Genomic DNA, 8,455 nt, shown 5'->3' with positions numbered 1-8,455 from the left:
TTGTATGTGTCAACAAATTAGTTATGTTCATTGGATGGAAGATATCATGAGATGTTGACATTTTCACCCTTAATAGGACTACTATAACTGAATATGTAAACTTTTGTAACGACATTCAACATTTCTGGTTTTTGACCATTAACAAAAACACCATTAGCACTATTTTGATCAATAACTACAAAATTATTTTGTTCCCAATCCTGCTCCCAATCAATTAAAGCATGATAACGAGAAACTTCATTACTATTTAACAACATCCGCGAAACACGCTGACCCCTAATTTCTGTAGGTAATTTCCCAAATTCTCTACCAAAAGCAATCGGTAAATTTAATTTTGGTTCTCGTCTTTCTCCCGTTGTTGGATCTTCCCAACTTAATTGTATTTGTAAATTAGTCATTAGTTATTAGTTATTAGTTATTAGTTATTAGTTATTAGTTATTAGTTATTAGTTATTTTCCTGATTTTCCTATTCCCTCTTTTCTGGGGAGCATCCCAATTTTCAAACAATAACCGCAGCAACACCAAAAAATCTCTTAAACTCTCTTACCTTTGTGTCCTTTGCGTCCTTTGCGGTTCAATCATATCAAGACCTTAGATCATTTTTTCGGTTAGATCAAAATTAATTTACATATTTGGGATGCTCCCTCTTTTCTGTCACCTGTCACCTGTCACCAATCACCCAATAAGTACACTCACAGCAGCAGCTAAAGATGTACCACACCAAGGACAACCTATTTGTAAATTTTCTGGTGGGGAAACTTTATGACATTTAGGACAGTCTAAACCATACACCGAATTTGGTTGTGTTGGAATTGACGGTTTATGGTGATGATGTACGGGTTGTTTTGGTGATTGGACTATGATGGTAGAAGGAATACTACTAACAGAAATTGCCGTAACTTGTAGTTGTTGTTGTCCTAAATAAATAATGCTGCCTTCACTTACAGCTACTTCTCCTTTAACTAAAGATTTACCATCTATTTGTGGGGGGTTTATTTCCCGTAAATTTCTAATATAAAAACGTTGCTTTTGAGAATCAAAAAATATTTCAATATGTAAACCGGATACTGTCGGATGAGTTAAAACAATATCACACTTTGCTGGATCACGTCCAATGCGACAAGTACCAGGGTTTTTGCTGTTATGTTTTTCATAAATTTGTTGAATTTTATTTTGACCTGCTTCTTGCCACTGTAAAGTTAGTACATTCATGATTTTTAGATAACTTTAATACATTTAATGGATTCAACTTTATGCTGTGGGATTCCTAACATGATTGGTAACAATTTAGCAAATCTTGAGAATTAAAATTAAAGAATGATTATCTTCACCATTTATACTTTTTATACTTTATCTGTTAGATGCTAGTTTATCAGCAATGCGGGTAGTTTCTGGCAACCGATATTTAGGGGTGCAGCGTAATACATAGTCAATTGCTGTAGGTAAACTAATACGATGGCCTGTGGAAATATACAAAGGTTTAACTCCAGTACGAGTCCGTAAAACTGCGCCTACGGTTTCACTTGTATGTATTAATGGTTGCCAACTTCCTCTAACTACTGATAATTCTTCATATTTGCCAATAAGTAAAGATTTTGCTACACCTATGGTTGGTATATCCACTAAAACACCTAAATGGCAAGCTATTCCAAATCTGCGTGGATGGGCAATTCCTTGACCATCACATAATATTATATTAGGTATATTTTTAATTTTTTCCAAGGCATCAAGAATAGCGGGTATTTCCCGAAAAGATAAAAATCCAGGTATATAAGGAAACGATGTAGGACGGTATGCTAGGCTTGTTTCCACAACTTTCAAGTCAGGAAAACTTAACACTGCTACCGCTGCACGGCACATTGTACCATCTTCCAGAAAACCCATATCCACACCTGCAACGTATTGAATAGGTGTGTTGAGTTGATCTGTGGTAATAACTTGATTTCGTAAAGTTTCTTGAATTTCGATCGCTTCTTCAACGGTAGATGGCCAAGGATGAATTTGTGGAATTTGCATATTGTTTGTCTATTTAAATTGTGATCAAAATCTTGATTTTCCGAAATGCCTAATTTTAATTTTGTATCTTATCTATATATAGACTAAACATTCAACCCCATGTAACTTTTTGCTAAGTTTTCTGTATAAATCTTGATTTTTTTATCTGATAGCTACTCTCACATACAGTTGAGTTAAGGAACATACAGCCATGAGAAACAATAACATCAATGTCCTTCACAATTCACAAATTGTATTTTATTTAGGTGGAGGATTATTATTCTTGTTTTTAGCGATGATGCTGCGTCCTTTTGCCATTGTCAATGCTGGTGAAAGGGGTGTTGTCATGCAATTTGGAAAGGTGCAAGATACAGTTTTAGATGAAGGACTACACCCAATTATTCCCATTGTCACAACAGTGAAAAAGCTCAATGTGCGCGTGCAACAAAATAGTTTTAATGCTGGTGCTGCTTCTAAAGATTTGCAAACAATTACCACAGAATTAGCGGTAAACTGGCACATTGATCCGTTGAAAGTGAACCGAGTTTTTCAACAAGTTGGAGATGAAGAATTAATTGTTAATGGGATTATGACACCCGCAGTTTCCGAAGTTTTGAAAGCAGCTACAGCTAAAAAAACTGCTGAAGAAATCATCACAAAACGCACAGAATTAAAACAAGAAATCGACGCAAATTTAAAAGGTCGTTTAGAACCTTACGGTGTAATTGTAGATGATGTATCTTTAGTCAATTTTTCCTTTTCTCCAGAGTTTAGTAGAGCGATCGAAGCGAAACAAATAGCGGAACAAGAAGCAAAACAAGCAAGTTTTATTGCCCAAAAAGCGACCCAAGAAGCACAAGCAGAAGTTAACCGTGCTAAAGGTCAAGCGGAAGCACAAAGATTACAAAGATTGACTTTAACACCGGAATTATTGCAAAAGCAAGCGATAGAAAAATGGGATGGTCGTTTCCCGATGGTGATGGGTGGTAATGGTGCTGTTCCTTTGATTAATATTAATCCTAATGATTTAGCTACTGGACAGAAGAGAAATTAGTTTTTATTAAGATCCCCGATTTCTTCAAGAAGTCGGGGATCTGGGTATTTGATTACTCACTCATTTTAAACCAACCAAATACTTCTTCTACTGTTAAATTTAATTCAACTCCCGTCAAGATAATTAAATCATCTTTTGCATATTTTAATTCTGGTTCTTTTTGAGGTTGAAACATCAAAATTGATCTATCATCTGGATCAATTAACCATCCAAGTTGACAAGCATATTTAATACAATGTAAAATATTGCCAGTCACTCTATTAGAACTTTGTTCTGGAGACAAAATTTCTATAGTCCAATCTGGTGCGATCACAACATCATCTACTGGTTCACCATTATCATCAAAGGCGATATTTTCCCAGCGAATAATGGCTATATCTGGAATAATTGATCTACCTGCGAATGTACAACGTAACTCTGGAAAAGCATAAGCAATTTTATTTGCTTCTGTGACTTGATTTACAGTATTAATGATTTTACTTTGAAGTCGAGAATGGCGAGTTTTTGGCATGGGTTTTTGAATAATTTCGCCGTTGATATATTCATTTGGTGGTTTAGTTTCTGGTAATTTGAGAAACTGTTCTAGTGTTAGTGATAAAGATTTGGTGACAGTCATAATTATGTAAAATTCCTAGAATTTTGCAAATCATTTTCTGTAATTTGATCTGCTGGGACAAGTTTATAATGCTTCTCCTGGACTATTTTTACTTCACCTTCATATATTGAAAGTTCAAACATAGTAATAAGTCCATTGTTCATAAATTGTGCTGATATCGAACGACAAACTAAGCTAGAGAATTTATCAAAACAATAACTAATATCTTGTTTGGTTTGTACCACAGAAAGTTGATCACTTCCTGCTTTTGCTTGAACAGGTATGATAAACTGCATACCATTGTTATTCACACCAACATAAACCTCATCTATTTCTATTTGTCCAATACCCTTAACATTAGTTCTGAGGTGATTTTGTAAAGAGTATGCTGTAATGCTCAGAAATATATCTATTAAACGATTATATCGGATTTTAGTTAAAAGAGCTTGTTCATCACCTGACATATATTGATTAATAATTTCAGGTGTTGCATCCGGTATTTTAATTGGTATTAAATTTTGATTGGGAATAATCCGATTAATCTTTACCAGTCGAAAGCAATAGTTACCAGTACCATTTAATTCGATAATCCATTCTAACCCTTCGGGAGCAGTATCTGTAATTACTTTAGGTAGTGGTTTTCTAAATCTAAAAGCGAATATCTCCTAAATTTTTAGCTGATTGAATACCTAACTCTTGAGCAATTTCAGGTAGTTCATTCCGATTAAATTCAAAATATTCCAATCCACTTGTGTAATAACGTTGGAAAATTCCGATAATAACCGAGTTATATAAACCTTCTTTCATGGTACTTATTCCTTGGTAAAAAAACATCGTTGAGTGATAATCATTTTTTTCTTGTTCTAGGTTCTATAACATGAGGGTTCACTCCAAAATATTTAGCTGCATCTGACATATCAAGTGTTAATAAACTAAGTTCATCTAAAATTTTAACACTTGTAGGTTGTTCAACTTCCACATTCAAAACCTTAATAATTTCCGCTGCTACCGCTTGCGCTAAAAGTGGAGGAACAGAATTACCAATTTGTCTAAAACCATGCCATTTTGTCGGATGAAATCTAAACCAGTCAGGAAAGGAGTGTAAACGCGCAGCTTCCCTAACAGTGATACATCTTGGTGTAAATGGATGTATAGGACGAGGAGAGGTAAAAGCACCTTTATTACTAGCTGTTCCTGCTCTTAATGTATTACATAAACCGTCAGGATCGAGTTTATAAAAACGGCTAATTGGTTCATTTTTACCATGAGGAGTTGACGCAAATCTTTCTTCAGATGCAGGACTATGTTTTGTTCTTAAACTCGATGTTAAAATGTGATGATCAAATTTACGGGAGTAGGAATAATTATTATTAGCAATGCACAGATTACGCATTTTCATCCCGTATTTACTGGGTTTACCAAATTCAGCTAAAACCCAATCTTGTTGTAATAATTCTGGGTAATTTTCAATTGTTGGTAAATCTTGTAATGCTTCCCACACCGTAGGGGTTGCAGGTAGTTTCACAGCTTTTTTTGAGTTAGTATTTAATTTAGCTGGATGGGTGATTTTATCAGGATAATTTGGTAATTCTAAATCTCGACGACAACCTAGTAAAAACAATCTTTCTCGATTTTGCGGTACTCCATAATTAGCAGCATTTAAAACTTGATAATTATGATTTACTTTATAACCGTTATTTTCAAAAGTATCAATAATTTCGGCAATAAATTCTTTGTGTTTACCTACTGTCATTCCTTTAACATTTTCCATAACAAAATATTTAGGTTGTAATTCTAAAACCAACCTAATAAAATGAAACACTAAAGAATTTCTGGGGTCATCAAAAGACCGTTTACCAATTAATGAAAACCCTTGACACGGTGGACCACCAAAAACAACATCAATTTCTTGATTTTCAATTTCGCTACTATTTCTAATTTCTAATCCTGTAGTATCTTCTACACTTTTACATAACACCTTCCAAAAAGGAAAATTAAATTGATGAATTGCACAATGTATAGGGTCTAATTCTACAGCAGCAAGGACATCAAAACCAGCTTGTTCAAAACCCAGGGTCATTCCTCCTGCACCTGCAAACAAATCAACTGCTATGGGTCTTTTTTTCATCATTGATTAGTTATTGTTTATCAATATAACATTATAAATTGTAAGGGTTGAGTAGTGCTAAACCCCTACAGACTTATTTTTTCTATTTAATTAGAGAATAGGGAATAGGGAACAATATAATAAATCTTATCACCAATTACCAATTACCAATTACCAATTACCAATCACCGCATTTCTAAAATTTCCTTAGCAGCGCGATCGCACACTCCCAAATCTCCCAGACATTGCCGCATTTCTTGATAATCTAATAAAGTTCTTTCCCGCTTTTCAGTATTTAATAATAATTCCATTCCTGCTTGAGTAATATTCTCTACTGTTGCTTGTTCCTGTAAAAATTCTGGAACAATTTCCCGCATCACAACTAAATTTACAGGTGAAGCAAAGGGAATTGAACCTTTAAGAATTTTCCGCGCAACCCAAGCAGTAAAAGGACTAAGACTGTAAACTACTACCTGGGGAACATTAGCTAAAGCTAACTCTAAATTTGCTGTTCCAGATTTAGTAATTGCCAAATCTACAGCAGCAAAAATTTCCTGTTGTTTACCAGATAATATTGTTGCTTTTAAAGCATAATCTTCAATAGATTTGGCAATTTTATCTCTGAACTTTTCCAAAGATAAAGGAATAAAAAACCGCGCTGTTGGTAACTTAGATTGAATATTTTGAGCAGCTTGAAAAATGACAGGTAATAAATATTTTAATTCTTGACTACGGGAAGCAGGTAAAAGAGCGATCGCTATTTCTTCCTCTTTAATTCCTAACATTTCCCGCGCATCTTTTCTACTTGGTGCATTAGCCATTTTATCAACTAAAGGATGACCCACCCAATTAACGTTAGCCCCTTTTTCTTGATAATAACGAGCTTCTTCTGGGAAAATTGCTAATAGCTTATCTGTAAAACTAACAATTTTTTTAGTTCTCTCCAAACTCATCGACCACACCCATTCTTGAGGCGCGATGTAATACACCACAGGAACATCGGGAAAATGTTCATTCATATAACTACCAATCCCGATATTAGGAGTCATATAATCAATCAAAACTATGATATCAGGGGGATTTTTTTGCAGATAGGCGATCGCCCTTTTTTGTACCTGAATAGTAGGAATAAAATACGGCAAAGCTTCAATTATCCCCATCGAACCAATACCGCTAGTATCCCCTAAAATTGTCGCCCCTGCTGCGGCCATCTTCTCACCACCCAAGGCCACAATGTCTAAATTTAACCCTAAAGCTTGAGCTTGATTTTGCAGCGCAGTAATTAATAACGCCCCTTGTAAATCGCCAGAAACTTCCCCAGTGCTGATAAATATACGCATTTGAATTTTAGATTTTAGATTTTAGATTTTTATGACTTTATATTTATAAACAATCAGCTTTTCAAAAGTTACGCCAAAAATCATCCCAGTGAGAATATATTCTGACTCCTGACTCCTAACTCCTGACTCCTAAAAATGAATGATGAATATACAACAGATTGCAGATCAATGAAGTAAAGAATCTAAATTTAACCCTATACACCAAGCCGATTTTACTCCTGACTCCTGACTCCGGTTGGTGAGCGAAGCGATGCACTGAGCGCGGTCGAAGTGTCGAACCAGTGACTCCTGACTTCTGTTCTAGATGTGATTCATCATTCATCACTCATAAATCACGACTCATCACTTGCGGTACTCTTTCCCTTTCCGGGAATTAAACCGCGTCTTCCTGGCATTTGCGACAATAGCAGAAAACGGCGTAGATGTTCCAACTGTGCGGTATCTCCCAACAATTCCAACTCTGCCAAAGCCTCTTTAAACAGCAAATCAGAACGGTAGAGAATGCGAAAAGCTTTTTTCAGAAGTTGAAACTCATTAGCGGGCATTCCTGAGCGTTTTAACCCCACCAAATTGAGCGATCGCACCCGTGATGGATTGCCCTCAACCAACATATAAGGAGGAACATCTCGATCAATGCGAGTCATCCCACCAATCATAGACATACCACCGATATGTACAAACTGATGAACACCTAAAACCCCGCTTAATCTGGCTCTTGACTCGATGTGAACATGACCCGCTAAAGCCACAGAATTAGCAATAACCACCGAGTCCTCAATCACGCAATTATGTCCAACATGAACATAAGCCATCAGTAAATTCCCGTTACCGATGATCGTCGCTTCACCCCGACCAGTAGCGCGGTTAATAGTCACATACTCACGAATAGCATTATTATCACCAATTTTTACCCAAGTAGGTTCTCCCACATACTTGAGATCCTGGGGTTCCATACCAATAACAGCACCGGGAAAAATATGATTTCCCGCCCCGATTTCACAAAGACCATCTAAAACTGCATGAGCGCCAATTACAGTTTCCGGTCCGACTTTGACATTCGCTCCAATCACAGCATAAGCACCGACTTGCACCGTTGAGTGGAGTTCCGCATCAGGATGTATTACAGCAGTTGGATGAATAAGTGTCTTCAAGGGTGACTCTCCAGAACTGAGTTCATTGAAAAAAAAGTGTCGGGCAAAATAAATTATGTGTGTTATGTGTGAGGATCACGAATTTTGGATTTTGGATTTTAGATTTTGGATTGAAGATAGCTATCTAAAAATAACAAAAGGGTACAAGTACCTAAATTTATTATTGAAACAAATCTTAAACCTTAAATCCAAAATTGTCTGATCAAAGTCCA

9 protein-coding genes and 1 pseudogene are annotated in these 8,455 nt (G+C 35.8%); 1 reads left to right on the top strand and 9 read right to left on the bottom strand.

The window, feature by feature from the left end; translation table 11 throughout:
• Positions 1-128: 128 nt before the first annotated feature.
• The 3 genes and pseudogenes from H5968_RS18975 to nfi form a co-directional block, all read right to left on the bottom strand.
• Positions 129-398 (bottom strand): annotated as a pseudogene (locus H5968_RS18975) (FHA domain-containing protein); the annotation flags it as partial.
• Between the two features lie 278 nt (positions 399-676).
• Positions 677-1,213: an FHA domain-containing protein gene (locus H5968_RS18970; RefSeq protein WP_187041202.1), complete on the bottom strand. Its 537-nt coding sequence runs from the start codon at positions 1,211-1,213 to the stop codon at positions 677-679.
• 138 nt (positions 1,214-1,351) lie between these two features.
• Positions 1,352-2,017: a deoxyribonuclease V gene (gene nfi, locus H5968_RS18965; RefSeq protein ID WP_187041201.1), complete on the bottom strand. Its 666-nt coding sequence runs from the start codon at positions 2,015-2,017 to the stop codon at positions 1,352-1,354.
• A gap of 190 nt (positions 2,018-2,207) precedes the next feature.
• On the opposite strand from nfi, the gene H5968_RS18960 reads away from it, so the two are divergent.
• Complete coding sequence (locus tag H5968_RS18960; RefSeq protein WP_187041200.1) at positions 2,208-3,050, top strand: prohibitin family protein; 843 nt, start codon at positions 2,208-2,210, stop codon at positions 3,048-3,050.
• 52 nt (positions 3,051-3,102) lie between these two features.
• Here H5968_RS18960 and H5968_RS18955 read toward each other — a convergent pair whose 3' ends face one another.
• The 6 genes from H5968_RS18955 to lpxA all read right to left on the bottom strand — a co-directional run bounded on the left by H5968_RS18955 (position 3,103) and on the right by lpxA (position 8,243).
• Positions 3,103-3,666, bottom strand: a complete 564-nt coding sequence (locus H5968_RS18955) for a Uma2 family endonuclease (protein ID WP_187041199.1) — start codon at positions 3,664-3,666, stop codon at positions 3,103-3,105.
• Between the two features lie 2 nt (positions 3,667-3,668).
• Positions 3,669-4,109, bottom strand: coding sequence for a hypothetical protein (locus tag H5968_RS25225; RefSeq protein ID WP_222620731.1), 441 nt, complete (start codon positions 4,107-4,109; stop codon positions 3,669-3,671).
• Between the two features lie 184 nt (positions 4,110-4,293).
• Positions 4,294-4,452 (bottom strand): hypothetical protein, encoded by a 159-nt coding sequence (locus tag H5968_RS25220; RefSeq protein WP_222620730.1) that lies wholly within the window; start codon positions 4,450-4,452, stop codon positions 4,294-4,296.
• A gap of 40 nt (positions 4,453-4,492) precedes the next feature.
• Positions 4,493-5,776: a DNA cytosine methyltransferase gene (locus H5968_RS18945; RefSeq protein ID WP_137665959.1), complete on the bottom strand. Its 1,284-nt coding sequence runs from the start codon at positions 5,774-5,776 to the stop codon at positions 4,493-4,495.
• 161 nt (positions 5,777-5,937) lie between these two features.
• Positions 5,938-7,092, bottom strand: coding sequence for a lipid-A-disaccharide synthase (lpxB, locus tag H5968_RS18940; RefSeq protein WP_187041198.1), 1,155 nt, complete (start codon positions 7,090-7,092; stop codon positions 5,938-5,940).
• 332 nt (positions 7,093-7,424) lie between these two features.
• Entirely contained in the window at positions 7,425-8,243 is an 819-nt protein-coding gene (lpxA, locus tag H5968_RS18935) for an acyl-ACP--UDP-N-acetylglucosamine O-acyltransferase (RefSeq protein ID WP_187041197.1), read from the bottom strand.
• Positions 8,244-8,455: the final 212 nt, after the last annotated feature.

Source organism: Sphaerospermopsis sp. LEGE 00249 (genome assembly GCF_014299995.1).
Lineage (GTDB): Bacteria > Cyanobacteriota > Cyanobacteriia > Cyanobacteriales > Nostocaceae > Sphaerospermopsis > Sphaerospermopsis kisseleviana.
Note: the sequence above shows the minus strand (reverse complement) of the source record. Positions and strands in the feature narration are given on the sequence as shown.